At 74.5% G+C, this 24,731-nt stretch carries 21 protein-coding genes, 2 tRNA genes and 1 pseudogene; 9 read left to right on the top strand and 15 right to left on the bottom strand.

Annotated features, from left to right (window positions below):
• Positions 1-46 precede the first annotated feature (46 nt).
• From ACFQ8C_RS20470 to ACFQ8C_RS20455, 4 genes are all read right to left on the bottom strand, one after another.
• Positions 47-120, bottom strand: a tRNA-Lys gene (locus tag ACFQ8C_RS20470).
• Entirely contained in the window at positions 111-755 is a 645-nt protein-coding gene (locus ACFQ8C_RS20465; protein ID WP_383459341.1) for a hypothetical protein, read from the bottom strand. Before ACFQ8C_RS20465 ends, ACFQ8C_RS20470 begins: the two co-directional genes overlap by 10 nt.
• Positions 756-878: 123 nt before the next feature.
• Positions 879-1,235: a hypothetical protein gene (locus ACFQ8C_RS20460; RefSeq protein ID WP_383459338.1), complete on the bottom strand. Its 357-nt coding sequence runs from the start codon at positions 1,233-1,235 to the stop codon at positions 879-881.
• Positions 1,236-1,320: 85 nt separating this feature from the next.
• Entirely contained in the window at positions 1,321-1,935 is a 615-nt protein-coding gene (locus ACFQ8C_RS20455; protein ID WP_383459336.1) for a TetR/AcrR family transcriptional regulator C-terminal domain-containing protein, read from the bottom strand.
• Positions 1,936-2,016: 81 nt separating this feature from the next.
• On the opposite strand from ACFQ8C_RS20455, the gene ACFQ8C_RS20450 reads away from it, so the two are divergent.
• Positions 2,017-2,658: a peroxiredoxin-like family protein gene (locus tag ACFQ8C_RS20450; protein ID WP_383459333.1), complete on the top strand. Its 642-nt coding sequence runs from the start codon at positions 2,017-2,019 to the stop codon at positions 2,656-2,658.
• Positions 2,659-2,741: 83 nt separating this feature from the next.
• Here ACFQ8C_RS20450 and ACFQ8C_RS20445 read toward each other — a convergent pair whose 3' ends face one another.
• Genes ACFQ8C_RS20445 through ACFQ8C_RS20435 form a run of 3 tightly spaced genes read right to left on the bottom strand, consistent with a single transcriptional unit; the run spans position 2,742 to position 6,828 of the window.
• Positions 2,742-4,082 (bottom strand): AAA domain-containing protein, encoded by a 1,341-nt coding sequence (locus ACFQ8C_RS20445; protein ID WP_383459370.1) that lies wholly within the window; start codon positions 4,080-4,082, stop codon positions 2,742-2,744.
• Positions 4,083-4,084: 2 nt separating this feature from the next.
• Positions 4,085-5,674 carry a hypothetical protein gene (locus ACFQ8C_RS20440; RefSeq protein WP_383459330.1) on the bottom strand — a complete coding sequence of 530 codons (1,590 nt, stop codon included), beginning with the start codon at positions 5,672-5,674 and terminating at the stop codon, positions 4,085-4,087.
• Positions 5,665-6,828, bottom strand: a complete 1,164-nt coding sequence (locus ACFQ8C_RS20435) for a hypothetical protein (protein WP_383459328.1) — start codon at positions 6,826-6,828, stop codon at positions 5,665-5,667. Before ACFQ8C_RS20435 ends, ACFQ8C_RS20440 begins: the two co-directional genes overlap by 10 nt.
• A 210-nt stretch (positions 6,829-7,038) precedes the next feature.
• Between ACFQ8C_RS20435 and ACFQ8C_RS20430 the strand changes: the two genes are divergently transcribed.
• Positions 7,039-7,635, top strand: a complete 597-nt coding sequence (locus ACFQ8C_RS20430; RefSeq protein ID WP_383459322.1) for a histidine phosphatase family protein — start codon at positions 7,039-7,041, stop codon at positions 7,633-7,635.
• A 158-nt stretch (positions 7,636-7,793) separates the two neighbouring features.
• Here the strand turns inward: ACFQ8C_RS20430 and ACFQ8C_RS20425 are convergent, their stop codons facing one another.
• Positions 7,794-9,080, bottom strand: a complete 1,287-nt coding sequence (locus ACFQ8C_RS20425) for a tetratricopeptide repeat protein (RefSeq protein WP_383459320.1) — start codon at positions 9,078-9,080, stop codon at positions 7,794-7,796.
• A gap of 225 nt (positions 9,081-9,305) precedes the next feature.
• On the opposite strand from ACFQ8C_RS20425, the gene ACFQ8C_RS20420 reads away from it, so the two are divergent.
• Positions 9,306-9,773 (top strand): hypothetical protein, encoded by a 468-nt coding sequence (locus ACFQ8C_RS20420; RefSeq protein WP_383459317.1) that lies wholly within the window; start codon positions 9,306-9,308, stop codon positions 9,771-9,773.
• 33 nt (positions 9,774-9,806) lie between these two features.
• Positions 9,807-10,667, top strand: coding sequence for a spermidine synthase (locus ACFQ8C_RS20415; RefSeq protein ID WP_383459316.1), 861 nt, complete (start codon positions 9,807-9,809; stop codon positions 10,665-10,667).
• Positions 10,668-10,680: 13 nt separating this feature from the next.
• Here ACFQ8C_RS20415 and ACFQ8C_RS20410 read toward each other — a convergent pair whose 3' ends face one another.
• Positions 10,681-11,262: a hypothetical protein gene (locus ACFQ8C_RS20410; protein ID WP_383459313.1), complete on the bottom strand. Its 582-nt coding sequence runs from the start codon at positions 11,260-11,262 to the stop codon at positions 10,681-10,683.
• Positions 11,263-11,341: 79 nt separating this feature from the next.
• On the opposite strand from ACFQ8C_RS20410, the gene ACFQ8C_RS20405 reads away from it, so the two are divergent.
• The 3 genes from ACFQ8C_RS20405 to ACFQ8C_RS20395 all read left to right on the top strand — a co-directional run bounded on the left by ACFQ8C_RS20405 (position 11,342) and on the right by ACFQ8C_RS20395 (position 15,169).
• Entirely contained in the window at positions 11,342-12,043 is a 702-nt protein-coding gene (locus ACFQ8C_RS20405) for a response regulator transcription factor (RefSeq protein ID WP_383459310.1), read from the top strand.
• A 16-nt stretch (positions 12,044-12,059) separates the two neighbouring features.
• A complete protein-coding gene (locus ACFQ8C_RS20400) occupies positions 12,060-13,451 on the top strand; it encodes a sensor histidine kinase (RefSeq protein ID WP_383459307.1) in 1,392 nt (463 codons plus the stop codon).
• Positions 13,452-13,627: 176 nt separating this feature from the next.
• Complete coding sequence (locus tag ACFQ8C_RS20395) at positions 13,628-15,169, top strand: cellulose binding domain-containing protein (RefSeq protein WP_383459304.1); 1,542 nt, start codon at positions 13,628-13,630, stop codon at positions 15,167-15,169.
• A gap of 142 nt (positions 15,170-15,311) precedes the next feature.
• Here ACFQ8C_RS20395 and ACFQ8C_RS20390 read toward each other — a convergent pair.
• The 4 genes and pseudogenes from ACFQ8C_RS20390 to ACFQ8C_RS20375 all read right to left on the bottom strand — a co-directional run.
• Positions 15,312-16,220 (bottom strand): annotated as a pseudogene (locus ACFQ8C_RS20390) (bifunctional aspartate transaminase/aspartate 4-decarboxylase); the annotation flags it as partial.
• Between the two features lie 150 nt (positions 16,221-16,370).
• Positions 16,371-17,216, bottom strand: a complete 846-nt coding sequence (locus ACFQ8C_RS20385) for a carbohydrate ABC transporter permease (protein WP_383459301.1) — start codon at positions 17,214-17,216, stop codon at positions 16,371-16,373.
• Complete coding sequence (locus tag ACFQ8C_RS20380; protein WP_383459298.1) at positions 17,213-18,178, bottom strand: carbohydrate ABC transporter permease; 966 nt, start codon at positions 18,176-18,178, stop codon at positions 17,213-17,215. The genes ACFQ8C_RS20385 and ACFQ8C_RS20380 overlap by 4 nt, the downstream gene beginning before the upstream one ends.
• 5 nt (positions 18,179-18,183) lie before the next feature.
• Positions 18,184-19,542: an ABC transporter substrate-binding protein gene (locus tag ACFQ8C_RS20375; protein WP_383459295.1), complete on the bottom strand. Its 1,359-nt coding sequence runs from the start codon at positions 19,540-19,542 to the stop codon at positions 18,184-18,186.
• Between the two features lie 192 nt (positions 19,543-19,734).
• Here ACFQ8C_RS20375 and ACFQ8C_RS20370 point away from each other — a divergent pair, with 192 nt between their 5' ends.
• Together ACFQ8C_RS20370 and ACFQ8C_RS20365 are read left to right on the top strand one after the other, a co-directional pair.
• Positions 19,735-22,446 (top strand): cellulose binding domain-containing protein, encoded by a 2,712-nt coding sequence (locus ACFQ8C_RS20370; protein ID WP_383459293.1) that lies wholly within the window; start codon positions 19,735-19,737, stop codon positions 22,444-22,446.
• Complete coding sequence (locus ACFQ8C_RS20365; protein WP_383459290.1) at positions 22,431-23,771, top strand: endo-1,4-beta-xylanase; 1,341 nt, start codon at positions 22,431-22,433, stop codon at positions 23,769-23,771. Before ACFQ8C_RS20370 ends, ACFQ8C_RS20365 begins: the two co-directional genes overlap by 16 nt.
• Positions 23,772-23,840: 69 nt before the next feature.
• On the opposite strand, the gene ACFQ8C_RS20360 is transcribed toward ACFQ8C_RS20365, so the two are convergent.
• Positions 23,841-23,913: transfer RNA gene (locus ACFQ8C_RS20360), tRNA-His, on the bottom strand.
• 118 nt (positions 23,914-24,031) lie between these two features.
• On the bottom strand, positions 24,032-24,634 hold the full coding sequence (orn, locus tag ACFQ8C_RS20355) for an oligoribonuclease (RefSeq protein WP_169084502.1): 603 nt from the start codon (positions 24,632-24,634) through the stop codon (positions 24,032-24,034).
• Between the last annotated feature and the right edge of the window lie 97 nt (positions 24,635-24,731).

Here is a 24,731-nt window from a genome sequence, read left to right as displayed (position 1 = left end):
GACATGCGGAAAGCCCCCCGCTCGCGCGAGGGGCTTTCCGTGTCTGTGCGCCGCCAGGGACTCGAACCCCGGACCCGCTGATTAAGAGTCAGCTGCTCTAACCAACTGAGCTAGCGGCGCCTGCTGACGTCGTAGACATTAGCACCCTGACCGGCGGGAGCGAAAATCGATACCCGCACGTCGGCCGCGGAAACCATCCGGGCGGCCCGCACGCAGGCCCAGAGCATCACCTCGGGCCCCGGCAGCCACGGGCTCCGGGTGTCCGGGGCGACCAGCCACCGCGGCCCGGAGGAGTCCTGTCCGGCCGGCACCAGCGGCGGCACGGTCACCGCGTCCCCCGCCCCGTGGCAGAGCGGCCGCGGCACGGCCTGCCCCCACTCCTCCCAGTCGAGCAGCGCGGGCAGCCGCTGGGCCGTGCCGGGGGCGGCGAAGAGCAGCATCCGACCCCGGTGCGCGGCCACCGGGCCCGAGCCCGGGCCCTCCTCCCACAGCCGGTCCAGCATCCGCCGTCCGAAGACCGGGTCCACGCCGACCACGTCGAAGGCCGTCCCGCAGGGCAGCACCGCCGGCGACTCCGGCCGGGCCTCCCAGCGCGCCAGTGCCGCCCCGGGCTCCCCGCCGGCCGCCGAGGCCAGCCAGGCGGCGCCGTCCGCGGTCACCCGGGCGGTCTGGTGACGGTCCTCGTCACCCGCCCGCAGGAAGCGGAAGACGTCGTACGGGGTGGTCTCGTCACGCAGCCAGGTCGTCGTCGTCATGGAGACAGGTCTACCGCCGGTGACGAAACGAACGCCGAGAGTTCCGGGAAACGCGGACGCGGCCGGGGCCGGGGGAGTATCGTGCGCCCCGCATATGCCGAACGCCTGTTCCGCGCCGGCGGGTCACTCCTCCGCCGGACGCCCGTCCGCGCGGATCAGATCCCGGCCGAACTCGATCATCTTCCGGGCGTAGTCCTCGGTCCACGCGGCCCGCTCGGCCACGTCCGCCGCCGTCAGCCGGTCGAACCGCTTCGGGTCGGCGAGCTGCGCCGCGGCCACGGCCTGGAACTCGACCGCCCGGTCCGTCGCCGCCCGGAACGCCAGGGTCAGCTCGGTCGCCCGCGCCAGCAGTTCCTTCGGGTCCTCGATCGACTCCAGGTCGAAGAAGTGCTCCGGGTCGGCGGTCGCCTCGGCAGGTTCGAAGACCAGGGGCGCCGGCCGCAGCCGCCGCCGTCCGCTCAGCTCCGCGGGTTCCGCCATCGTTCCGCTCCTCCTCGCACGCGCACGGTCCGGAATGCCGGACCACACCCCATTCTCCCGCGCCCCGCAAGACCGCCTGCCGGGCTCAGTCCCGCAGGCCGCGCAGCAGCATCCGGAGTCCGCCGGAGAACTCGTCGTCGGGGGCGACCCCGCCGGCGTCCCGGGCGGTCGCGGCCAGCAGCGGGAACCTGTCGCCGGGAAGCGCGGCGATCGCCTCCGTGCCGGGGCCCGCCAGCGGACCCCGGTGCTCCAGCTGGATCGCCCCGGTCACGTACGCGTGGAGCGCCCGCAGCGCGATCACCCGCCGGGGGCCGTCGATCCCGGCCTCGGTGAGGATGCCGAGCACGGTCTCCGACCAGCGCAGTCCGCCGGGGGAGCGGTGGCGGTGGGTGAGGGTGAGCGGGACGGCCTCCGGATGGCGGGCGACGGCCTCGCGCAGCCGCCCGGCCATGAGCTCGACCCGTTCGCGCCAGGGCGCGTCGCCGGGCGGTGGGGTCGTGTCGAGCTCCCCGAGGATCCGGTCGACGACCAGTCGTTCCAGCTCCTCGCGGTCGGAGACGTACCGGTAGAGCCCCATCGGGCTCATGCCGAGCTCCTTGGCCGCGGTGCGCATGGAGAGGGCGGCGAGTCCGTCGCGGTCGACGACGGCCAGCGCGGCGGCGGCGAGCCGTTCGGGGGTGAGGGAGCGGGGTCGTGGCATGGCGCTTGACAGCGTACGACCTGCGTCCGAGTCTTTAGGAGTACGCCGTACGCCTACGGGCTTTCCCTCGGAAGGTGACCCATGCGCACGCCCCCGTCGACCCCCGCCCCCGAACCCGAACCCGCCCCCGTCCCGGTCCGCGCCCGCACCGGCGCCCGGCTCCGGGCGGGCGACTCCGTCCCCGTCCGCACGCTCGACCCGGTCGTCGGTCCCCCGCTGGTCGTGCCCGACTCCGGCCGCGTCGTCCACGTGCAGTTCCGGCGCTTCGCCGGCTGCCCCGTCTGCAACCTCCACCTCCGCTCGGTCGCCCGCCGCCACGAGGAGATCGAGCGGGCCGGGATCCGGGAGGTGGTGTTCTTCCACTCGCCCGCCGAGGAGCTGCGCGAGCACGTCGCCCACCTCCCCTTCGCCGTCGTCGCCGACCCCCGCAAGGAGCTGTACACGGCGTTCGGCGTCGAGGCGCACCGCCGGTCGCTGCTCGACCCGCGGGGATGGCCGGGGATCGTCCGGGGCGTCTGCGGAGGCGTCGTGGAACTGCTCCGGGGCCGTGGCCGGCTGCCGGCCGCCGACCAGCCCGGCGGCCGGACCGGCCTCCCCGCGGACTTCCTCATCGCCCCGGACGGACGGATCACCGCCGCGAAGTACGGCGAGCACGTCTACGACCAGTGGTCGGTCGACGAACTCCTCGCCCTCGCGGCCGGCCCCGGTCCCACGGACGGGTGACCCGTCCCGGTCCCACGGGCGGCCGACCGGCACCGGACCGGCCGCCGGCGGGGCCTCCGCGCCGCCGCGAACAGCCCCCGCCCTCAGGGCGTCCAGCGCACCCGGTGCTCCGCCAGGTGCGACAGGACCGCGTGGTTGGCCTCCCACCCGTCGGGGAACTTCACCGTGACGCCGAGCTGGACCGGTTCCGTCGACGGGTGTTCGTCGAGGAGGTCGGTGACGCCGGCGCGGCAGACGACCACACAGGCGTGGCGGTGGCGGGAGGCGAGGACGCAGAGGCGGCCGGTCTCCAGGTGGAAGGCGGTCGCGTCCGGGCGGCCCGACAGCGGGTGCAGGACGACGGTGACGTCGTACTCGCGGCCCTGGAGCCGGTTGGCCGTGTCGACCGTCACCCCCGACACGCCGAGCGCCGCCAGGGCCGCGCGGACGGCCGCCGCCTGGTCGCGGTGGGCGGTGCCCACCGCGACCCGTTCCGCGCTCAGCGGCACCGGCGTGTCGGAACGCTCGCTGACCGCCGCGCCGCCCCGGTCCAGAAGGCGCCGGACGACCAGCGCGACCGCGTGCACGGCCTCCGGGTCGGTGCGCGGGGTGTGCCGGGCGGGCAGCTCCAGCAGACCCCAGCCGGACTCGGCGGCCTCGTCCAGGACCCGGTCGGCCGCGGACCCGTCGGAGGCGACGCCGAAGGCGAGCCGGCGGTCGCCGGGGCCGGTGCCGGAACGGAACGGCGTGTACGGGTAGAAGGCGTCCGACACCAGGGGCGCCGCCGAGGCCGGCAGCCGCCAGGAGACCGGCAGCCGGTGCTGCGGCAGCTCCGGGTTGTGGGCGAGCAGCGTCGACACCGCCGACGCCGACGGGTCGTACGACAGCCCCGCCCACTGGTCGGCGCCGACCACCGAGAACGGGTCCAACTGCCCCGGGTCGCCCACGAACAGCGCCCGCTCGAAGAGCCCCGCCACGGCGAGCAGCGCGTCCGAACGCATCTGGTACGCCTCGTCCACGATCGCGTGCGCCCACGGCTCCACGTTCTTCACGTGCGCCCACTTGGCGGCCGTCGAGATCACCACCGGCAGCCCGGCGAGGTCCCCCGCCTTCGCCGACTTCCGTACGTGTTCCAGCGCGTCGAGCGCCTTGTCGTACGGGTCGCTGTCGCTGGAGTGGAGCCGGCCCACCTCAAGCTCCGGCTCCTTCTCCGCGAGCCGCAGCACCAGGTCGTCGACCTGCGCGTTGGTCTGCGCGACCACCATCAAGGGGCGCCCCACGGCGGCCAGTTCGAGCGCCGCCCGCACCACGAGCGTCGACTTGCCGGCCCCGGGCGGCGAGTCGACGACGACGCCCGGAGCGGTGGCGGCCAGGGTGCTCTCCAGGATCTCCGCCGTCGCCTTCGCGGCGGCCGCGGCGGGATCGGGCACGGCGGGGTCGTACATGGTCACAGCAGGTCCTCGGAGGTCACGGCGTCGGGCAGCTCGGCGGTGTCGGCGTGGCGCGGCGGGCCGCCGTGGGTCCACGGCGTCTCCTCCGGGTCGGGCAGCTTCGGCCCCACCCGCTGGTCGTGCTCGAAGAGCGTCCAGGCGATCCGCTCGCCCTTCTCCGGCACCGTGCCCTCCGCCGGCTCCTTCGCCCGGCCCATCTTGTCGAGCAGCCGCAGCACCAGCGAGCCGTCCTCCTCGCGGGCCACGAACTCCGCCGACTGCGGCCTGCCGTCCAGCGAGCGGTACACCCGCACACCCGTGTCCAGATGCGGCCGGTCCTCGGTGCGGACCGTGAGCAGCGGGCGCGGCGCGGGCCGCTTCGACTCCGTCCACGCCATGGTCACCTCGGCGACCTCGGCGGTGAACGCCTCGCCCGCCAGCCGCCGCCCGGCCAGCACCAGCGGGTCGTCCAGGGCCTCCTGGGCGTCCAGCTGCCCCTGCGCCTGCTCGCGCGCGGCGAGCTTCGCGGCGGCGGTCACGGCGTCGTCGCGACGGGGCTGCGGCGGCTCCCCGGCCGTGATCCGGTCCCGGTGCGCGGTGAAGGACCAGCGGTCCCGGGTCCACCGGTCGGCGACCCGCGCCCCCTCGGGCAGCTCCCGCAGCAGGCCGAGCGCCCGCCAGGTCGCGTCCCAGACCGGCTTCAGCTGCGAGGCGACCAGCCCGCGGACCTCGCGCTCGGCCCGGTGCAGGCCGGCGAGGGCCGCGTCCGCCGTCTCGCCGTCCTCGGCGGCGCCGACCGCCTGCCGGGCCCGGTCGTACGCCTCGATGGCGGGCGCGAGCAGCTGGTTGTCGAAGGCCGGGTCGGTCGCGGGCCCGGCGGGCGGGCACAGCAGCTGCCCCCGGGCGTCCCGCCCCAGCTCCGCGCGGTACGCGGCCCGGGCGCCGGACTCGGCACCCGGGCCGCCGGACCGGTCGATCCAGGCGAGCAGCGCCCCCAGGTGCTGGTCCTCCAGGGAGGACTGGCCGGTGGCCCAGTGCCGGTTCAGCAGATCGGTCGCCGCGAGCAGCAGCGACGAGCCGGGGACCCGGGCCCGCTCCCCGTAGTGGGTCAGCCAGCGGCCGAGCAGCGGCACGCGCGGCGGCGCCGGATACGGCGTGTCCGGGTCCTGCTCGGCGGTCCGCCGGAACCGCGTCGACCGCCCCAGGAGCCGTACGTACTCGATCCCGGCCCGGCTCGGCACGACCAGCTGCGGCGCGTCCAGACAGAGCTCGACCCGCACCTTCTCCCCGGTGGCCGGGTCCTTCCGCTCCACCGGCTCGACCGCGTCCGTGAACCCGTCGACGTACGGCAGCACCTCCTCGGCCAGCTCGGCGAGGAACGCGAACCGCAGCTCCCGGTCCCGGGGCTGCGGCACCACGAGCAGCCGCGGCTCCTCGGGATCGGTGCCGACCAGGGCGCCGAGCGGGGCGCCCGCCTCGCCGGCGGTGGTCAGCGGCACCAGGACCAGCGGCCGCTCCCCGAGGTGCCGGTGCCGGACGGTCGCCAGGGGCTGCGCCCGGCCGGCCTCCACGGCCTCCATCCGGGCCAGGTGCGCGATCAGCGACATGCGGCGGCCCCCGCCCCGTCCAGCGCCTCCTGGCGCAGGGCCCGGGCGCGGCGCAGCGCCACGACCGCCGGGTCCTCCGGGTCGCCGGCCTCCCCCCGCGCGGCGGCCAGCACCGCGCCGACCGTGGTCAGCCCGCCCAGCTCGCCCCGGACCGAACGGCCGAGGGTCTGCACCGCGTCCGCCTCCCGGGCCCGCGACCGGCAGTGGAACCCCATCTCGCAGGCGGCCAGGCACTCCGGCGCGTAGGCGTGCGGGACGGCCTCCACGGCCGCCGACAGCTCCTCCGGCGAGCAGCCCCGCACGTCGAAGCTCAGCCCCTCCGGCAGCGCGTCGGCGATCTCCTCGATCCGGGTCAGCCGCTCCAGCTGCCGCCGGGTGACCGCCCGCTGCTTGCGCACGTCCACCGCGGAGGCCGTCGGCAGGTTCGAGAAGTCCTTCGGGCAGACGAGCAGCACCGTGTGCCGGACCTCGGCCCCCTCGGTGAGCGCCGCCACCCGTTCGAGGGCCAGCACGTACACCGCGGCCTGCCGGGCCGCCGCGCCCACCTTCGCCGCGTCCGCCGCCCCGTCGATCATCGGGAACGACTTGATCTCCACGACCGTCCACCGGCCGGCCGGGTCCACGACCACCGCGTCCGGCTCCAGGTGCACGGGGGAGCCCGCCACCTCCAGCGTCAGCAGCGGATGGTCGAGCAGCGTCCACCCGTCGCCGGCGGTCGCCTCGCGCAGCGCGAGCGCGGTCCGCGCGGTCCGCCCCTCGGGCCCGGCCGCCGACAGGTCGGGTACGGAGACGGCCCCGGGGTCCTCGACGCCGAGCAGTCGCAGCAGCTCGCGTCCGCCGTCCGCCTTCACCTTCGCCTCGAAGCTGTTGCCCCGCACGATCGCGAACTGCGACTGGCCGAACGGCGCCGGCGAACCGAGCCGCGACGCCAGCGCCCCCTTGTCGACCCCGGCGCCGTCGAGCAGCGCGCGGCGCCTGCACCCCGGGTTCGCCGCCAGCGCGGCCAGCGCCCGGGCGTCCAGCGGGCGCGGTGGGACGGCCGGGCCGCGCAGCTCGGCGAGTCTCTCCCGCGTCCTGCGCCGGCTCGCCGGGGTCGGCACGGGGTCGGTCGTCTGCGGCGGCCGTGACCCGCCGTCGTCCAGGGATGCGCTCACGCGCGGAAGTCTCCCATCCGCCACTGACAACGCGGGGGCGTTCCGGCCCGGGGACACCGGGAGTTCGCGCCGGGGCCACCTGCGCGATGATGGGAGGCGACCCCCCGGAAGGGCACCCGACGGAAGGACACCCGCCGGACAGGCGGCCGCCGGAAGGGCGCCCGGTCCCCCCCGTATCCGCATCCGCGCAATCTCTGGAGAGCCCCGCCCATGGCACCGCGCATCCTGCTCGCCCGACACGGCCAGACCGAGTGGTCGCTCCTCGGACGCCACACCGGCAGGACCGACATCCCGCTGCTCGACGAGGGCCGGCGCGGCGCCAAGCTGCTCGGCGAGCGCCTGCACCGGGGCCCCTGGCAGGGACTGCCCGGCGTGGAGGTGCGCACCAGCCCCCTGGTCCGGGCGAGCGAGACCTGCGCCCTGGCCGGCTTCGGCGACCGCGCCGAGCCCTGGGACGCCCTGATGGAGTGGGACTACGGCGCCTACGAGGGCCTCACCCCGCCCCAGATCCAGGAGCTCCGCCCCGGCTGGCTGATCTGGCGCGACGCCGTCCCGGAGGGCGAGTCCCTCGACCAGCTGTCGGCCCGCGCCGACGAGGTCGTGGAGTGGGCGCGTTCGGCCGACCGGGACGTGCTGGTCTTCGCCCACGGCCACATCCTCCGCTCGATCGGCGCCCGCTGGCTCGGCGAGCACGTCTCCTTCGCCGCCCGCATCCGCCTCGACCCGACGAGCCTGTCGGTCCTCGGCTGGGCGTACGGCGCTCCGGCGATCGAGCGCTGGAACGACACGGGGCACCTGGAGGGCTGAGCCCGGACGGGATCCCGGATCCAGGAGACGGCCTTCTGGATCCCGTAGTCAGGAGACAGTCTTCTGGATCCCGGATCCCGGATCCCGGATCCAGAAGGCCGTCGGCCGTGGGATACCGGACATCGGATCCGGTATCCCCGCTTTCGCCCACCCGTCTTTCACACACCCGTAAGGATGAGTCGAGTCTCGGCCAGCAGTCCCCTGATCCGGGCCGACGCGATCCCGTCCAGCGAGTCCTCCACCCGTCGCGCCTCCGCTTCGGCCTCGTCGCGGCGGCCGGCGCGGGCGAGGTTGCCGGCGAGCTGGGCGCGGTAGAGGGCGAGGTTGCGGGCGAAGCGGGGGTGCTGGAGGACGGTGGCGCGGTAGGAGTGGCGGGCGGCGCGGCTCCAGTCGCCGAGGGCGGCCCAGCAGTGGGCCTCCAGCGCCTCCAGCTCGGGTTCGCCGAAGAAGGACATCCACTCGGGGTCGTGTTCGGCGTGGCCGCGGTCGAAGTGCTCGTGGGCGCGGCCGAGGCACTCCTCGGCGGCCGAGCGGTCGCCGAGTCCGGCCCAGGCGGCGGCCTCGCGCAGCGAGAGCAGGGCGAGCAGCCGGGAGGAGCCGAGCGGGTCGGCGGCGCGCAGTCCCGCCTGGGCGGCGCGGACGGCCTCGCGGTAGCGGCCGGTGTCGCGGGCGAGGAACGAGGTGTTGCAGAAGGCGTGCGCTTCCAGGGCCGCGTTCCCGGAGACCCGGGCGGTGGCGAGGGCCTCGGCGTAGTGGGAGCGGGCGTCCTCGTGGCGGCCCGAGTCGTGGGCGAGCCAGCCGACGGAGAGGGACAGTTCGCCGGCGCCGGCGAGCAGCCGGTCCTCGGTGGAGCGGCGGGTGGCGGTGCCCTGGTCGAGCAGGCAGTAGGCGGTGCGGAGCGGCTGGGCGGCGACCTTGTAGAGCCCGTCGGCGCCGTGCCGGTCGTCGAGCAGGCGGATGCGCCGTACGGCGTCCTCGACGGCGAGGACCTCGGCCTCGCCGATGCGGTGGGAGCCGCGGGGGCTGGGGATCGCCGCGGCGGTGCCGCCGAGGCCCCAGGAGACGGCCGCCAGGGTGGCGGTGCCGCTCGTCATGAATGCGCGACGCAGCACGTCGCTCTCCTCATCGTTCCGGGTCGGGAGGGCGGGGGGCCCCGAGGCCCCGGCCGGGGCGGCCTGCCGTCGGCCGCGTACCGCCTCCCGCGCAGAGAAACCCAGGTCGGCAAGGGTGAGGCCGGGGAACATGTGCAGGAAGACCCGCTCGTACGCGTAGTTCGGGCAGCGGATCTCACCCGCCTCCACGCGCCCGATGTAGCGGGCGTCGCACGCGACCTGTTCGCCGATCTCCCGCGCCGCCCGGCGGACCGTGGCGGCGAACTCCGCCGGGGAGTGCTGTCCGCGGAGCCGTCGGAAGGCGAGATTGGGAACTGCCCGTGACATGGCCATGGCCGAGCCCTCTCCTGGTGCTGCCGGGTGTTCCGGCGGCATGAACGTACCTGCTGTGACCAGATGCCTACGCTGAGTTTGGCTACAAATCGGATATCTCGCCTGTGATCTGCCATGAACTGCCATCCTTTGCGGCGGCGTGCCGCCGTAGCCGTTGACGCGCACGGGCGTTGAACCGTATGGGAGAGACGGAACGTGTCTCCTCTGGGAAGCGAGGAGGGGTCCATGTCCGAGAACGCCGCGCCTTTCGAGACGACCGTGACGACCGCGACGACCGCTACGACCGCCGAGGCCGCCGGCACCCCGGGCCGCGCCGGCGCCGACGAGCCCTGCGACCTGGTGACCGTGCCCGCCCGGCAGGGGCTGGAGGCCGTCGACATCCTCCGCCGCCGCGGCGCCCCCTCCGTCGGACCCGTCCTCCACGACGGCGCCTGCGACACCCTCGGCTTCCTCGTCCCGCCCGGCACCGCCGCCGCCTGGGACCTCCCCGGCAGCGCCTGCACCCGCACCTCGGGGCGCGGCCTGCGCCTCCCCGAACTGCCCGAACTGCCCGAGCCGGCCGGCGACGCCCCCCGCCCGGCCGGCTGGCTGCTGCCTCCCGGCGACACCGGCCCGGTCACCGACCCCGCCGTGCTGCGCCGTGCCCTCGGCGAGGCGGCCCGCCTCATCGAGGCGGCCGACGGCTGTCACTGAACGCCGCGTCCCGGTCGCGCCGATAATGGACGGATGGCCAGGAACAAGCAGCGCGAGCGGGCGGCCGACGCCGTCTCCGAGACCGTCGACGGCGGGCTCGCCGAACTGATACCCGACCGCGACCGCCCCCGCGCCTGGACGCTGCTCCTCGACGGCGCCCCGCAGTCCCACGTGGACCTCGACGACCCCGCCGCGCTCACCTTCGAGTACCAGCGGCGGCTCGGCCACGTCGCCGACCTCGCCGCCCCGCCCGGCCGCCCCCTCCAGGCCGTCCACCTCGGCGGCGGCGCCCTGACCCTCGCCCGGTACGTCGCCGCGACCCGCCCCCGCTCCACCCAGCAGGTCGTCGAGATCGACGAACCCCTCGTCCGCTTCGTCCGCCGCGAGCTGCCGCTCGACCCCGGCGCCCGGATCCGGGTCCGCGCCGTCGATGCCCGCGCCGGACTCGCCAAGGTCCCGGACGGCTGGGCCGACCTGATCATCGCGGACGTCTTCCGCGGCGCCCGCACCCCCGCCCACCTCACCAGCACCGAGTTCCTGGACGAGGTGCGGCGCGCGCTGCGGCCCGGAGGCACGTACGCCGCCAACCTCGCCGACGGCCCGCCGCTCGCCCACCTCCGCGGCCAGATCGCCACCGCCGCCGGGGTCTTCCCCGAGCTGGCCCTGATCGCCGACCCGACCGTGCTGCGCGGCCGCCGCTTCGGCAACGCGGTCCTCGTCGCCTCCGGCCGGGAGCTCCCCGTCGCCGACCTCACCCGCCGGGTCGCCACCGACCCGCACCCCGGCCGGGTCGAACACGGCCGGGCCCTCGCCGACTTCACCGGCGGCGCCACCCCCGTCACCGACGCCACCGCGAAGGCCTCGCCCGCGCCCCCGCCGTCCGTCTTCCGCTGAGCCGGGCGGCCTCTCAGACCGCGCGTTCCTCGATCTGCACCCGGGGCGCCGAGTCGTGCCAGAGACAGAACACCGAGAGTTCGCGACCGCCCTGGGTGAAGGTCACCCGGATCCACGTCGGCTGCTTCCACACCTGCATCTGCCAGCCCGACGCCGGGGTCGCCGAGACCAGCTCGGCGGAGCTCTCGCCCAGGTCGAAGGTGACCCGGCCGCCGTCCACCGCGTAGCTCTTCACCGAGGAGGCGCCCGCGGCGGGCGAGGGCGGCTCGCCGGTCGGCGCCGGGGTGGTGCGGGACGGGGCGGCCGGGCGGGTGGACGCCGGAGGGGCCGCGGTCGGCGGGGACGACGACGGGGGCGGGACGGGCGGCGGCGTGGTCGCCGGCCGGCGCGTCGAGGCCGTCACGGGGTCGCCGATCGCCGTCTCGGCCGGCGCCGGATCCCCCTGCGTGCCCACCGGCAGCGGCAGGGCGCGCGGCGGGTCGTAGACGGTGCCGGACAGCACGGTGTGCACTCCCCACCAGGAGAGCGTGACCGCCGCGCCGGTGGCGAGCGACCAGGCCAGGGCGTGAACGAGTCCTCTTCGCATCCGGGCCATAGTGCACCACGCCGCTCCGGCGCGTACCGGAAGGTACGGAGTGACCGGGGTGTCCCCCGAATGGCGTACGGTGCGGCCCATGGCAAGTGTGCTCGTGGTCGAGGACGACCAGTTCGTGCGCTCCGCCCTCATCCGGCAGCTGACGGAAGCCTCCTACACGGTACGGAGCGTCGGCACGGCTCTGGAGGCGCTGCGCGAGGTCGCCCATTTCCGCTTCGACGTGGTCGTCCTGGACCTCGGTCTGCCCGATCTGGACGGGTCCGAGGCGCTCAAGATGCTGCGCGGGATCACCGACGTACCGGTGATCATCGCGACCGCCCGGGACGACGAGGCGGAGATCGTCCGGCTGCTGCACGCCGGTGCCGACGACTACCTCGTGAAGCCGTTCTCCGTCGAGCACCTCACCGCCCGCATGGCGGCCGTGCTCCGCCGCGCCCGGGCGGTCTCCGGGGAGCCCGCGCCGACCACGGAGATCCGGGTCGGCGGGCTCGCCATCGACCCGCTGCGCCGCCAGGCCGAACTCGACGGCGTCCCGCTCGACCTGACCCGGCGCGAGTTCGACCTGCTCGCCTTCCTCGCCGGCCGGCCCGGCGTGGTCGTCCCGCGCAAGGAGCTGCTCGCCGAGGTGTGGCAGCAGGCCTACGGGGACGACCAGACCATCGACGTCCATCTGTCGTGGCTGCGCAGGAAACTGGGCGAAACGGCCGCCCGTCCCCGCTACCTCCACACCCTGCGCGGCGTCGGCGTGAAGCTGGAACCGCCCCGGGAGCAGCAGCCGTGAGCCGGGAGCGCCGACCGTGAGATGGGCCCTCGTCAAGGTGTCGCTGGCCGTCACCGCCATGGTCGTGATCGCCTTCGCCGTCCCGCTCGGCCTCGTCGTCAAGGAGATGGCCCGCGACCGGGCGTTCTCCAACGCCGAGCGGCGCGGCGCCGGGCTCGCCCCGGTCCTCGCCATCACCACCGACCGGACGGAGCTGGAGAAGGCCGTCGCCACCACCGAGGACGGCGCCGCGGGCCGGCTCGCCGTGCACGTCCCGCCCGCCACGCCCGACGGCCAGGCCCTGGAGATCGGCACCCGCCGCGCCGGCGCCGACGAACTGGCCGCCACCCGCACCCTCGGGCGCGCCTCCATCGCCGAGGTCCCCGGCGGCTACGCCCTGCTCCAGCCCACCGCGCTCAGCTCCGGGCAGGTCGCCGTCGTCGAACTCTTCGTCCCCGAGGGCGAGGTGACCAACGGTGTCGCCACCGCCTGGCTCGTCCTCGCCGGAGTCGGCGTCGCCCTGATCGTCGGATCCCTCGCCGTCGCCGACCGTCTCGGCGTCCGCATGGTCCGCCCCGCCCAGCGCCTCGCCCGCGCCGCCCACGAGCTCGGCGAGGGCAGGCTCGGCGTCCGGGTCGCCGAGGAGGGGCCGCCCGAACTCAAGTCCGCCGCCGTCGCCTTCAACTCCATGGCCGACCAGGTCGTCCAGCTCCTCGCCAACGAACGGGAGCTCGCCGCCGACCTCTCCCACCGGCTGCGCACCCCGCTCACCGTGCTCCGCCTCAACGCCGCCTCGCTCGGCTCGGGGCCCGCCGCCGACCAGACGCGGGCCGCCGTGGAACAGCTGGAGCGCGAGGTCGACACCATCATCCGCACCGCCCGCGAGGCCAAGCCGCAGACCACCCCGCAGACCGGTCACGGCGCGGGCTGCGACGCGGCCGAAGTGGTGCGGGAGCGCATGGAGTTCTGGTCGGCGCTCGCCGAGGACGAGGGGCGGCTCGTCCGTCTCGCCGGCGTGGAGCGGCCGGTACGGATCCCGGTCGCGCGCCCCGAGCTCGCCGCCGCCCTCGACGCGCTCCTCGGCAACGTCTTCCGCCACACCCCGGAGGGCACCGCCTTCTCCGTCGACGTCCACAACGGCGACGACGCCGTCATCGTCCTCGTCTCCGACGCGGGTCCCGGCATCGCCGACCCGGACGCCGCGCTGGCCCGCGGCAACAGCGGCACCCGGGCCGGTTCCACGGGCCTCGGCCTCGACATCGTGCGCCGCATGGCCGAGACCACCGGCGGCGACGTCCGCATCGGCCACTCGGTCCTCGGCGGCACGGAGGTGCGCATCTGGATCGGGCTCGGCGGCCACCGCCCCGACGACTCCGCGGGTCGCCGCTCGCACCGTCCGGCCCGCCGCCGCAAGGCCGTTCGGCGCTGAACCTTTGCCCGTGGTGATGGCTTCCTTAAGCGGAGCCTAAGAATCCCAACCTCCTTCCGTCGTACGGCATTTGTCCGGTTCCGGGGCGCTAGCGTGCTGCCGCACCCCCACACCGCACCCCCCATCCCCCCACACACCCCCCACCCCCACACCCCCGCACCACGGAGGCAGCACGCATGGGCAGCAACGGGCACCGGCGCAGGACCAGCGGCCGTACGAAGGTCGTCGGCGCGGTCGTCGCGGCCGCGATCACCGGCGGCACGGTCTTCGCCCTCACCGGTACCGCCCAGGCCGCCGCCGTCGGCGCCGCCTACACCAGGACCTCCTCCTGGACCGGTGGCTACACCGGCCAGTACGTGATCACCAACGAGACCTCCGCCGCCCAGTCCGACTGGACGCTGGAGTTCGACCTGCCCGCCGGGACCACGATCGGCTCCCTGTGGAACGGCGACCACACCGTCTCGGGCCGGCACGTCACCGTGCGGCCCGCGAGCTGGAACCGGCAGCTCGCCCCCGGCCAGTCCGTCACCGTCGGTTTCGTGACCGCGGCGGCCGGACAGGCCGGGGATCCGGCCGGCTGCCTCATCAACAAGGCCGCCTGCTCGGCCGGCGGCCCCGCCCCCACCCCCAGCGGCCGCCCCACCGACCAGCCCACCGCCACGGCGACGCCGACCGCCACCGCCACCGCGAGCCCGAAGCCGACCGCCACCGCCACGACCGGCCCGAAGCCCACCCCCACGGCCACGGCGACCGCCACCACACCCCCGAAGCCGACCCCCACCCCCACCCCGACCCCGACGCCCACCCCCACCGGGGCCCCCGCCGGTGGCGCCGGGTTCGCCCCCTACGTCGACACCTCGCTCTACCCCGCGTACGACCTGCTCGCCACCGCCGCCGCCACCGGGGTGAAGGAGTTCAACCTCGCCTTCATCACCTCCGGAGGCTCCTGCGCCCCCCTCTGGGGCGGGGTCACCGAGCTGGCGAACGACAGGGTCGCCGCCCAGATCGGCGCCCTGCGCGCCAAGGGCGGCGACGTGCGGGTCTCGTTCGGCGGCGCGGCCGGCCACGAGCTGGCGCTGAACTGCGCGAGCGCCGCCGACCTGGCGAAGGCGTACGGCAGGGTCGTCGACCAGTACGCGCTCACCAAGGTCGACTTCGACGTCGAGGGCGCCGCCCTGCCCGACACGGCCGCGAACACCCGCCGCTCCCAGGCCATCGCCCAGCTCCAGAAGTCGCACCCCGGCCTGAACGTCTCCTTCACCCTGCCGGTGATGCCCGAGGGCCTCACCCAGCCCGGGGTGAGCCTGCTCGCCGACGCGAAGCGGAACGGCGTCCGGATCGACGCGGTCAACATCATGGCGATGGACTACGGCCCGGCCTACAGCGCCGACATGGGTACGTACGCGATCCAGGCGGCGACCGCGACCCAGGCCCAGCTCAAGGGCGTCCTCGGGCTCTCCGACGCGGCCGCCTGGAAGGCGGTCGCCGTCACCCCCATGATCGGCGTGAACGACGTCACGACCGAGGTCTTCAAGGTCGACGACGCCACCCAGCTGGTCGACTTCGCGAAGTCCAAGGGCCTCGGCTGGCTGTCGATGTGGTCCTCGACCCGGGACAAGCAGTGCGCGGCCGGCGCGGTGAATTACGCGGACGCCACCTGCTCCTCGATCCTCCAGCAGCCGCTGGCCTTCACGAAGGCCTTCGCCGCCTACAAGTAGCCGCCTACAAGTAGCCGCCTCCAGGTGACCGCCTCCGGGTGGCCGCCTCCGGGCACCTCCCCGAGAAGCCACCCCGTCCCCCCACACCGCGTGCCCCGGCCGGACCACCCCACCTCCGGCCGGGGCACGCTCTTGTCGTGTGTCAGACGCTCCGGGAGCCCTGCCACTCGGTCTCGTAGGCGTGGAAGATCGCCCGCAGATGGTGGCCGATCTTCAGGTAGTCGAGGTCGTCCAGGTTGGCCAGGGAGACCCGGACCGACCACTCGGGACCGTCGAAGCCGCCGCCGTTGAGGAGGACGACGCCGGTCTGCTCGGCGAGCCGGAACAGCGGGTCGACGGGCTCGTAGTTCTTCTCCAGGAAGTCGGCGAAGTCCTTGCCGTGGACGCGCTCGGCCTCCGCGAGGAGGTCCAGCTCGATGTAGTAGCCGGCCCGCTTGTCGTCCTCGGCGATCTTCATCTGGGCGCCTTCGAGGAGCAGGTCGAGCCGCTGCTTCACGATCGCCCGCAGCCGCTCCTTGTACGCCTGGCCCTCGGGGAGCATGGCGAAGAGCGAGAACAGCGTCATCATGACCTGCTGCGGCAGCGACAGGCCGGCGGTGTGGTTGAGCGCGACCTGCCGGGAGTCCGCGACCAGCCGGTCGATGAACCCGATCCTCCGCGGTTCCAGGGAGAGCGTCCCGTACCGCTTGTCCAGCCGCTCCTTCTCGGCCGCCGGCAGGTCGGCGATCATCCGGTCGATGACGTTGTCGTCGTTGAGCCCGATGACGCCCAGCCGCCAGCCGGTGGCGCCGTAGTGCTTGGAGTACGAGTAGACGAGGAGGGTGTTCCGCGGCAGGTCGGCGGCGACCGAGCGGAAGCCGGGGACGAAGGTGCCGTAGACGTCGTCGGTGACGATCACCAGGTTCGGGTTCTTCTCGGCGACGATCTCCTTGAGCTGGTCCAGGGACTTGCCGGCCGCCGACCTGTCGGTGAGGGAGACCTGCCGGGTGGCGAGCGGGGTGTCGAGGCCCGGCACGGCCGGGGTCTCGGGGCCGATCAGCCGGCCCGCCTCGATGATGCCGGCCCGTCGGCCGACCGCGAGGACGAGGTCGGAGAGGGGCAGCTCGAAGCCGGGCGGGGGAGGGGTGAGGATCTCGCTGCCTTGCTGCCTCGCTGCCCCCTCCGTCCCTGCACCCCCTTCATCCCCTTCATCCCCGCCCCCTCATCCCTTCACCGCGCCCCGCATCACCCCGCCCACGATCTGCCGCCCGAACAGCGCGAGCACCACGAGCAGCGGAAGCGTCCCGAGCAGCGCCCCCGCCATCACCACCGAGGTGTCCGGCACATAGCCCCGGCCGAGCCCGGTCAGCGCCACCTGCACCGTCGGGTTGCCCGTCTGGGTGAGCGCGAGCACCGGCCAGAAGAAGTCGTTCCACGCCGCCACGAAGGACAGCATCCCCAGCACCGCCATCGCCGGCCGCGCCGTCGGCAGCACCAGGTGCCACACCACCCGCAGCGTCCCCGCCCCGTCCATCCGCGCCGCTTCGAGCAGCTCCGGCGGCAGCGCGCCCAGCAGGTGCTGGCGCATGTAGAAGACGCCGAAGGCGGAGACCAGCGAGGGCAGCACCACCGCCTGGAGCTGGTCGGTCCAGCCGAGCCGGGCGATCAGCAGGTACAGCGGCACCACCCCGAGCTGCGGGGGCACCAGCATCGTCGCCCCCACCAGGAGCAGCAGCGGCCCCCGGAGGCGGAACCGCAGCCGGGCGAAGGCGAAACCGGCCAGCGTCGAGAAGAGCACCGTCCCCACCGCCACCGACCCCGCCACCACGGCGGTGTTGGCCAGCGCCTCGCCCATCCCGCCCTCGCCCCAGGCCACGGACAGGTTCCGCGGCAGGTTCCGCCCGAACCAGAACGGCGGCGGCGACTCGGCGAGCCGCCCGCTCGTCCGCGAGGCGGCGACCGCCGTCCACAGCAGCGGGAAGACGGACACCGCCGTGAAGAGCGCGAGGAGCAGATACGTGCCCCACCCGCCCCGCTCGTACGACTCCGGGCCCGACCGCCCCGTCACCGCGCACCCCTTCCCCGGAGCAGGCGCACGACCCCGAACACCACCACCAGGAGCAGCAGCATCGCCCAGGCGATCGCCGCCGCCCGCCCGAGGTGCAGGTTCACCCAGCCCTGCTCGTACAGGTAGAGGCCCAGCGTCTGGTACTGGTGGTCGGCGCCGCCCGACGCGCCCGCCCCGCTGCTGAAGAGCAGCGGCTCGCCGAAGAGCTGCACCGCCCCGATCGTCGACACGATCCCGGTGAACGCCAGCGCGGGCCGCAGCCCCGGCAGGGTGACGTGCCGGAACCGCCGCCACCGCCCGGCCCCGTCCAGCGCCGCCGCCTCGTACAGCTCGTGCGGGATCGTCTGCATCGCCGCCAGGTAGATCAGCGCGTTGTACCCGGTCCAGCGCCAGACCACGATCGACGCCACCGCGAACTTCGACGCCCACGGCCCGTTCTGCCAGTCCACCGGAGCCAGGCCCACCAGCCCGAGCGCCCAGTTCACCATCCCCTGGTCGCGGCCGTAGAACAGCGCGAAGACCAGCGTCGCCGCCGCCACCGAGGTCGCGTACGGGGCGAGCGCCGCCACCCGGAAGAAGAGCCGCCCGCGCAGCCGCGTGTCCAGCAGGTGCGCCGCGCCGAGCGCCAGCAGCAGCTGCGGGACGGTGGCGAGGACCCCGATCAGCACCGTGTTGGACAGCGCGTTCCAGAAGAAGTCGTCCGTGACCAGCCGCGCGTAGTTGTGCAGCCCCACCCACTCCCGCGCCTCCGGGTCCGTCAGCTCCACCCGGAACAGCGAGGTCCACGCCGTCGCCACCAGCGGGAAGAGCCCGAACGCCCCGAACAGCACGAAGAACGGCGCGACCAGCACGTACGGCGCCGCGCGCGACCGCAGCCGTCCCAGCCGCTCCCGCCGCTCCCGCCGGCCCCGGCCCGTCGGCACCACCGGCGTGAGCACCCGCTCCACCACCTCCTCGGCCATGGCGCTCACCGGTCCAGCGCGTTGTCGATGGCCTTCATCGCCGCCCGCCACGCCGAGTCCGGCGATCGCCCGGTCTGGTCGACCTGGAGCATCCCGGTGTCGGACAGGATCGTGTTCACCAGGCCGTCCTTCGGTCCGACCGGCGCCACCGGCACCCCCATGGCCGCCGCCGAGTAGATCCGGCCCACCGGCGCGTCCCCGAAGTACGGATGCCGGGCGTCGCGCACCTGCGGCAGGCCGAAGGCGGCCTCGGCGCTCGGGAAGCTGCCCCGCCGTTCGAAGAGGACCGCCTGCTGCTCCGGCGCGGTCAGCCAGGCGGCCAGTTCGACCGCCTCCTCGACGTGCCCGCCGGCGGCCGGGACGACGAGGAAGGAGCCGCCCCAGTTCCCCGGCCGGGGCGCCGTCGCGATCTCCCACTTGCCCTTGCCGTCGGGGCCGCCCTTGTCCTGGATGTAGCCGAGCATCCACGCCGGGCAGGCGATCGAGGCGAACCGGCCCTGTGCGAAGCCCTGGTCCCAGTCGGGGGTGAACTGCTGGAGCCGGGCGGTCAGTCCGTGCTCCGCGAACTCCGCGCCGAGGTCCCAGGCGGCCCGCACGGCCGGGTTGGTCGCCACCACGAGCCGCCCCTCGGCGTCGTAGTAGCGCAGCTTCGCGCCGGAGATCACGGCGGCCATCACCCCGGACGCGGAGTCGGTGAACGCCACGCCCTCCGGCGCCCGTTCGGCGAACCGGCGGCCCGTCTCCAGGTACTTCCGCCAGTCACCGGCCCACAGCCGTCCCACCTCCTCCCGGTCGGTGGGCAGCCCGGCGGCGGCGAAGTGGTCCTTGCGGTAGCAGACGGCCAGCGGCCCGATGTCGGTGCCGAGGCCCAGCACCCGTCCGTCCTCCGTCCGCGCCTGCGCCCACTTCCAGGACAGGAAGTCGCTCTCCCGCACCCCGGGCGCGTGGGCCAGGTCGACGAGCCGGCCGGCCTGGGTGTCGACCACCTCCGCGATGTTCCCGACCTCGACGGCCTGGACGTCGGCGAGGCCGGCGCCGGCCGTGAGGTGGGTGAGCAGCTGCGGGTAGTAGACGTCGGCGCGGGCGAGGGAGGTCTGACGGATGGCGACGTCCGGGTGGAGCCTCATGTACGTGTCGTACAGCCCGGCCTCCTTGAGCCCGAAGGTGCCGTACACCCCGACGGTGAGCGTGACCGGCCGCCCCGAGCCGTCGACGGCCTCCCCGGCGCCGGCCGCCGGCGGCACCGGCGGGTCGTCCGCGCAGCCGCCGAGCAGCGCCGCGGCGAGCAGTGCGGCCAGGGCCCGGCCGAGGATGCCGCCGGTCCGCCGGCGGCGCTGTCGTGGTGTCCCGGTCCTCCGCCCCATGGGCCCGACCGTAGGCGGAGGTGCCGGGGCGGCCGGTGGGGCGGCGCCGGGGTCCGGGTCCGGGCCACCCGTTCGGCCCACCGGTCACGCCGGGTCGTCGAACGTCTTCGACGGTTCCCGTGTATTGACCGTGTTCTGACAGGACTCGGATAGTGGGAGCGCTCCCATACTTCACTTCCCGACGGGATACCCATGCGCAGACCACGACTCCTCGCGGGGCTCGCGGGGCTGGCCCTCACGGGCGGGCTCCTCGCGGGCGCCCTCCCGGCCGGCGCCGCCGAGACCGCCGCGCCGACACCGGCCGCGGCCACGGCATCCGCCTCGTACACCTGGAAGAACGTCCGGATCGACGGCGGCGGCTTCGTCCCCGGCCTGGTCTTCAACCGGTCCGAGAAGAACCTCCTCTACGCCCGCACCGACATCGGCGGCGCCTACCGCTGGGACCAGGCCGCCTCCGCCTGGGTCCCGCTCCTCGACCACGTCGGCTGGGACGACTGGGGCCACACCGGCGTCGTCTCCCTCGCCTCCGACACCGCCGACCCCGACAGGGTGTACGCCGCCGTCGGCACGTACACCAACGACTGGGACCCCGGCGCGGGCGCCGTCCTGCGCTCCGCCGACCGGGGCGCCACCTGGCAGCGCGCCGACCTCCCCTTCAAGATCGGCGGCAACATGCCGGGCCGCGGCATGGGCGAGCGCCTCGCCGTCGACCCGCACAAGAACAGCGTCCTCTACCTCGGCGCCCCCAGCGGCAACGGCCTGTGGCGCTCCACCGACTCCGGCGCCACCTGGGCGAAGGTCACCTCCTTCACCAACCCCGGCGACTACCGGCAGGACCCCTCCGACACCAGCGGTTACAACTCCGACGAGCAGGGCATCGTCTGGGTCACCTTCGACGAGTCCACCGGCACCGCCGGCACCGCCACCAAGACGATCTACGTCGGCGTCGGCGACAAGGAGAACGCCGTCTACCGCTCCACCGACGCGGGCGCCACCTGGACCCGCCTCGCCGGCCAGCCCACCGGCTACCTCGCCCACAAGGGCGTCCTCGACGCCGAGAACGGCTACCTCTACCTCGCGTACAGCGACACGGCGGGCCCGTACGACGGCGGCAAGGGCCAGGTCTGGCGGTACGCCACCGCCACCGGCGCGTGGACGGACATCAGCCCCGTCGCCGAGGCCGACACCTACCACGGCTTCAGCGGCCTCACCGTCGACCGGCAGCACCCCGGAACGGTCATGGTCTCCGCCTACAGCTCCTGGTGGCCCGACACCCAGATCTTCCGCACCACCGACTCCGGCTCCACCTGGACCAGGGCGTGGGACTACTCCTCCTACCCGAACCGGTCCGACCGCTACACCATGGACGTCTCCTCGGTGCCGTGGCTGACCTGGGGCGGCAACCCCACCCCGCCCGAGCAGACCCCCAAGCTCGGCTGGATGACCGAGGCCCTGGAGATCGACCCCTTCGACTCGGACCGGATGCTGTACGGCACCGGTGCCACGGTCTACGGCACCACCGAGCTCACCCGGTGGGACGCGGGCACGGACTTCACCATCAAGCCGATGGTGAAGGGCCTGGAGGAGACGGCCGTCCTCGACCTGGTCGCGCCGCCCTCCGGCGCCCCGCTGATCAGCGCCCTCGGCGACGTCGGCGGCTTCCGCCACACCGACCTGTCGGCCGTCCCGTCGATGATGTTCACCTCCCCGAACTTCACCTCGACGACCAGCCTCGACTACGCCGAGACCAACCCGAACACGCTGGTCCGCTCCGGCCACCTCGACGGCGGACCCCGGGTCGCCTTCTCCACCGACAACGGCGCCAACTGGTTCGCCGGACAGGAGCCCGCGGGCGTCACCGGCGGCGGCACGGTCGCCGCGGCCGCCGACGGCAGCCGCTTCGTCTGGAGCCCCGAGGGCACCGCCGGCGTCCACGCCGCCACCGGCTTCGGCACCTCCTGGACGGCCTCGACCGGCATCCCGGCCGGCGCCACCGTCGAGTCCGACCGGGTCGACCCGAAGACCTTCTACGGCTTCAAGGGCGGCACCTTCTACGCCTCCACCGACGGCGGCCTCACCTTCACCGCGAAGGCCACCGGCCTGCCCGCCAAGGGCAACGTCCGCTTCAAGGCAGTCCCCGGCAGGAAGGGCGACCTCTGGCTCGCGGGCGGCGCCCCCGACGCCACGTACGGCCTGTGGCACTCCACCGACGGCGGCGCCACCTTCGCCCGCCTCTCCGGCGTCGAGCAGGCCGACGCCATCGGCTTCGGCAAGGCCGCGCCGAACGCCACCTACCCGGCGCTCTACTCCAGCGCGAAGATCGGCGGCGTCCGCGGCATCTTCCGCTCCACCGACGCCGGCGCCACCTGGGTCCGGGTCAACGACGACGCCCACCAGTGGGGCTGGACCGGCGCCACCATCACCGGCGACCCGCGGGTCTACGGACGGGTGTACGTCGCCACCAACGGGCGCGGCATCCTCTACGGCGACACGAGCGAAACCGGCGGCACCGATCCGGACCCCACGGACCCGCCGGACCCCACCGACCCGCCGGACCCCACGGACCCGCCCACCCCGCCCGCCGGCGCCTGCAAGGTCGCCTACAAGATCACCAACCAGTGGCAGGGCGGCTTCCAGGCCGACGTCACCCTGACCAACACCTCCACCACCGCCTGGAACGGCTGGACCCTCGGCTGGTCCTTCGCCGCCGGGCAGACCGTCGGCCAGATGTGGAACGCCACCCCCGCCCAGACCGGCACCGCCGTCACCGCGAAGAACGCCGGCTGGAACGGCACCGTCGCCGCCGGCGCCGCCGCCTCCTTCGGCTTCACCGGCAGCTGGACCGGCACCAACCCCGTACCCGCGGCCTTCACCCTCGGAGGTGCCACGTGTTCCGCCGCCTGACCGCCACCGCGGCGCTCCTCGCCGCCGCCCTGACCGCCACCGCGACCGGGACCGCGGCCGCCGCGGACGCCCCGCTCCGGGAGCTCGCCGGGGCGCGGGGGGTCTACCTCGGCACCGCCGTCACCGGCGGGAAGCTCACCGGCGCCTACGCCGACACCGCCGCCGCCCAGTTCGACTCGGTCACCCCCGGCAACGAGATGAAGTGGGGCTCCGTCGAACCCGTCCGGGGCCAGTTCTCCTGGACCGGCGCCGACCGGATCGTCGACTTCGCCGAGGCCCACGGGCAGCGGGTCCGCGGCCACACCCTGGTCTGGCACAGCCAGCTGCCCTCCTGGGTCTCGGACGGCACCTGGACCGCGGACACCCTCCGCACGGTCATGACCGACCACGTCACCACCGAGGTGAGCCGCTACAAGGGCCGCGTCGACCACTGGGACGTCGTCAACGAGCCGCTGAACGAGGACGGCACCCTGCGCCAGTCCGTCTTCGGCGCCACCCTCGGCGAGTCGTACATCGGCGACGCCTTCCGGGCCGCCCGGGCCGCCGACCCGGCCGCGGAGCTCTACCTCAACGACTACTCGACCGACGGCGTCGGAGCCAAGAGCGACGGCATGTACGCCCTCGTCAAGCGGCTCCTCGCGCAGGGCGTCCCGGTCGACGGCGTCGGCTTCCAGGCCCATCTGATCCTCGGCCAGGTCCCGTCCACCCTGGAGGCCAACCTCCGCCGCTTCGCCGACCTCGGCGTCGACGTGGCGATCACCGAGCTCGACATCCGGATGACCCTCCCGGCCACCGACGCCAAGCTCGCCCAGCAGAAGGCGGACTACGCGGCCGTGACCCGCGCCTGCCTGGCCGTCACCGGCTGCGCGGGCCTCACCGTCTGGGGCTTCGCCGACTCCGACTCCTGGATCCCGGACTTCTTCCCGGGCCAGGGCGCGGCGACCCCGTACGACGAGAGCCTGAACCCGAAGCCGGCCCGGGCCGGGATCGCCGAGGCCCTGGCCCCGGTCACGCCCCCCGGCCCGGCGGGCTGCACCGCCACGTACACCGTGCAGAGCCAGTGGGGCGGCGGCTTCACCGGCCAGGTCACCGTCCGCAACACCGGCACCGCCCCGCTGACCGGCTGGCGGGTCGCCTGGGAGTACCCGGCCGGGCAGCGGATCTCCCAGGGGTGGAACGCCACGGTCGCCCAGACCGGCACCGCCGTGACGGCGACGAACCTCTCCTACAACGGCGCGGTCCCGGCCGGCGGCTCCACGAGCTTCGGCTTCAACGCCTCCTGGACCGGCACCAACCCGCCCCCGGCGGTCCTCGCCTGTTCCTAGGGCCCTGGCCCCCGGGAACGCGAAACGACCGAGGCCCCGGTTCTTCCGAACCGGGGCCTCGGCCTTCAGGGTGAGTAACGGGACTCGAACCCGCGACATCCTGGACCACAACCAGGTGCTCTACCAGCTGAGCTATACCCACCACGACCGGCGGTTTTCCCGAAGGTTTCCCCGACCGGCCGAGAAGAAGTCTACAGGGTTCCGAGGGGTGCTCGCGCACACGTTTTCCCCGGGTGCGCGAGCGGGCCTTCCCGGAGGTCCTACTCCGCGGGGACGACGTGCCGGGCCGCGATCTCCTTCGCGGTCTCCGAGTCGGGGCCGGGCTGCGGGACGAAGACCGCCTCGCGGTAGTAGCGCAGCTCGGCGATGGACTCGCGGATGTCCGCGAGCGCCCGGTGGTTGCCGTTCTTCTCCGGACTGTTGAAGTACGCCCTCGGGTACCAGCGGCGCGCGAGCTCCTTGACCGAGGACACGTCGACGATCCGGTAGTGCAGGTGGCCCTCCAGGGCCGGCATGTCCCGGGCGAGGAAGCCGCGGTCGGTGGAGACCGAGTTCCCGCACAGGGGGGCCTTGCCGGGCTCCTTCACGTGCTCGCGGATGTACGCGAGGACCTGGGCCTCCGCGTCGGCCAGCGTGGTGCCGCCGGGCAGCGCGTCGAGCAGGCCCGAGGCCGTGTGCATCTGGCGCACGATCTCCGGCATGGTCTCCAGGGCGCGGTCCGGCGGGCGGATCACGATGTCCACGCCTTCGCCGAGCACGTTCAGTTCCGAGTCGGTGACCAGTGCGGCCACCTCGATGAGTGCGTCGTCCGTCAGCGAGAGCCCGGTCATCTCGCAGTCGATCCACACCATGCGATCGTTCATGCGTCCTACCTTAGGCGGCGAGGGCGGGGGAGAGGCGTCCCCGGGGCCCGGGGACGCCCCGAAACGCCGACGGGCGCCCGGGGGAGGTGTCCCCGGG

It is taken from the genome of Streptomyces sp. NPDC056503 (genome assembly GCF_042794995.1).
Taxonomy (GTDB): Bacteria; Actinomycetota; Actinomycetes; order Streptomycetales; family Streptomycetaceae; genus Streptomyces.
This window is presented reverse-complemented; position numbering and strand designations above follow the sequence as displayed.

Bases quoted from the DNA above. Each gene is read 5' to 3' on its own strand.
- ACFQ8C_RS20465 (WP_383459341.1), bottom strand. From the start codon at position 755: ATGACGACGACGACCTGGCTGCGTGACGAGACCACCCCGTACGACGTC.
- ACFQ8C_RS20460 (WP_383459338.1), bottom strand. From the start codon at position 1,235: ATGGCGGAACCCGCGGAGCTGAGCGGACGGCGGCGGCTGCGGCCGGCG.
- ACFQ8C_RS20455 (WP_383459336.1), bottom strand. From the start codon at position 1,935: ATGCCACGACCCCGCTCCCTCACCCCCGAACGGCTCGCCGCCGCCGCG.
- ACFQ8C_RS20450 (WP_383459333.1), top strand. From the start codon at position 2,017: ATGCGCACGCCCCCGTCGACCCCCGCCCCCGAACCCGAACCCGCCCCC.
- ACFQ8C_RS20445 (WP_383459370.1), bottom strand. From the start codon at position 4,082: ATGTACGACCCCGCCGTGCCCGATCCCGCCGCGGCCGCCGCGAAGGCG.
- ACFQ8C_RS20440 (WP_383459330.1), bottom strand. From the start codon at position 5,674: ATGTCGCTGATCGCGCACCTGGCCCGGATGGAGGCCGTGGAGGCCGGC.
- ACFQ8C_RS20430 (WP_383459322.1), top strand. From the start codon at position 7,039: ATGGCACCGCGCATCCTGCTCGCCCGACACGGCCAGACCGAGTGGTCG.
- ACFQ8C_RS20425 (WP_383459320.1), bottom strand. From the start codon at position 9,080: ATGGCCATGTCACGGGCAGTTCCCAATCTCGCCTTCCGACGGCTCCGC.
- ACFQ8C_RS20420 (WP_383459317.1), top strand. From the start codon at position 9,306: ATGTCCGAGAACGCCGCGCCTTTCGAGACGACCGTGACGACCGCGACG.
- ACFQ8C_RS20415 (WP_383459316.1), top strand. From the start codon at position 9,807: ATGGCCAGGAACAAGCAGCGCGAGCGGGCGGCCGACGCCGTCTCCGAG.
- ACFQ8C_RS20410 (WP_383459313.1), bottom strand. From the start codon at position 11,262: ATGGCCCGGATGCGAAGAGGACTCGTTCACGCCCTGGCCTGGTCGCTC.
- ACFQ8C_RS20405 (WP_383459310.1), top strand. From the start codon at position 11,342: ATGGCAAGTGTGCTCGTGGTCGAGGACGACCAGTTCGTGCGCTCCGCC.
- ACFQ8C_RS20395 (WP_383459304.1), top strand. From the start codon at position 13,628: ATGGGCAGCAACGGGCACCGGCGCAGGACCAGCGGCCGTACGAAGGTC.
- ACFQ8C_RS20380 (WP_383459298.1), bottom strand. From the start codon at position 18,178: ATGGCCGAGGAGGTGGTGGAGCGGGTGCTCACGCCGGTGGTGCCGACG.
- ACFQ8C_RS20375 (WP_383459295.1), bottom strand. From the start codon at position 19,542: ATGGGGCGGAGGACCGGGACACCACGACAGCGCCGCCGGCGGACCGGC.
- ACFQ8C_RS20370 (WP_383459293.1), top strand. From the start codon at position 19,735: ATGCGCAGACCACGACTCCTCGCGGGGCTCGCGGGGCTGGCCCTCACG.
- orn (WP_169084502.1), bottom strand. From the start codon at position 24,634: ATGAACGATCGCATGGTGTGGATCGACTGCGAGATGACCGGGCTCTCG.